Origin of the sequence: Staphylococcus rostri (assembly GCF_002902145.1) — a bacterium.
Classification (GTDB): domain Bacteria; phylum Bacillota; class Bacilli; order Staphylococcales; family Staphylococcaceae; genus Staphylococcus; species Staphylococcus rostri.
Genome location: NZ_PPRF01000110.1, coordinates 1 through 1,171 on the forward strand (window position 1 = coordinate 1; position 1,171 = coordinate 1,171).

General features: G+C 30.1%; 1 protein-coding gene and 1 CRISPR repeat array. The gene reads right to left on the reverse strand.

Annotation, left to right across the window (positions count from 1 at the left end):
* The first annotated feature begins 259 nt into the window (after positions 1-259).
* Positions 260-655: a CRISPR direct-repeat array (repeat unit 36 nt; unit sequence GTTCTCGTCCCCTATTTATCGGGGTTCTTATCTAAT).
* 256 nt (positions 656-911) lie between these two features.
* Positions 912-1,151 (reverse strand): hypothetical protein, encoded by a 240-nt coding sequence (locus CD122_RS10800; protein ID WP_103358959.1) that lies wholly within the window; start codon positions 1,149-1,151, stop codon positions 912-914.
* Positions 1,152-1,171 lie beyond the last annotated feature (20 nt).

A 1,171-nucleotide genomic window follows, 5' to 3' on the forward strand; every position in this document is an offset into this window, starting at 1 on the left:
CATTTTACTACTAACGATTGAGTGAGATAACACTTTGGATGATCAAATATTATTGCATCTATCTCACTAAATAAAAAGTATTTAACAGATTTATCTCTAATGTTTTTAAATTTAATACTATCTTCTTTAGCTGTAATAAAATATGGATTTTCAACATAAATGATATCTTTCATCTATTGCCTCCTCACATCTTTTAAGTTCTATCCCCTTAATTTTATAAGATATCCAACACTTTTGGAAGCGCTTTTATAAAATAAATATTTTTGTCCCCTATTTATCGGGGTTCTTATCTAATTTGAAAATTGGAAACAGAGTGAAAGTCACTGTTAAAGTTTTCGTCCCCTATTTATCAGGGTTCTTATCTAATCGATTCATCAAAGATATGGTGATTGCGAAAAGTGAGTTCTCGTCCCCTATTTATCGGGGTTCTTATCTAATTAGTTACTCAAACGATATGTATGAATTGTATTTGTAGTTCTCGTCCCCTATTTATCGGGGTTCTTATCTAATTTAAACTTTCGGGATGAAGTTTATCATCATTTTTCGTTCTCGTCCCCTATTTATCGGGGTTCTTATCTAATTGGATGTGTTGCATTTCACAATGTTAATTGTAAATAAAGTTCTCGTCCCCTATTTATCGGGGTTCTTATCTAATAGACACTTATACAAATCCCATAACATCAAGACTCCAGGGCTCTTTTGCTTGTCTCCTAGATGACCAAATCACTTCTTGGCAGCTCATAAATGTCTCTTATACGGGCAAAAATATATGGGTTCCTTAAAGAAAAACTGCCTATATAGATAGTGTAATCTATATAACTTAAAAATTACAGCAATTAATTAAACTTTACAGCTCAGAAATTAAATAAATCACTTTGCACTCACCATATCCCAACTACAAATTATCCCTCTTAAAGTTCCATGTTATTTATCTGTTCTTCAGTCAATTCTTCAGCAACAAAATAATCATAGATATTAATAAACTCAATCCCATTATTTTCAAGGTTATTTTTCTTCATAATCGCTAACACTTTTTCAATATCACTATCTTTAGCAATATTAAATCTATCCCCTAGTTCATCTATTGATTTATCATATACTGTATAGTTCAAATCATCTGTATAGCTTATACTTTTAATAAAATTATTCATATTTTTATCCACTTTTTATA

What these genes read in the sequence shown, in the direction of transcription:
- CD122_RS10800 (WP_103358959.1), bottom strand. Translation starts at nt 1,151, where the DNA reads ATGAATAATTTTATTAAAAGTATAAGCTATACAGATGATTTGAACTAT.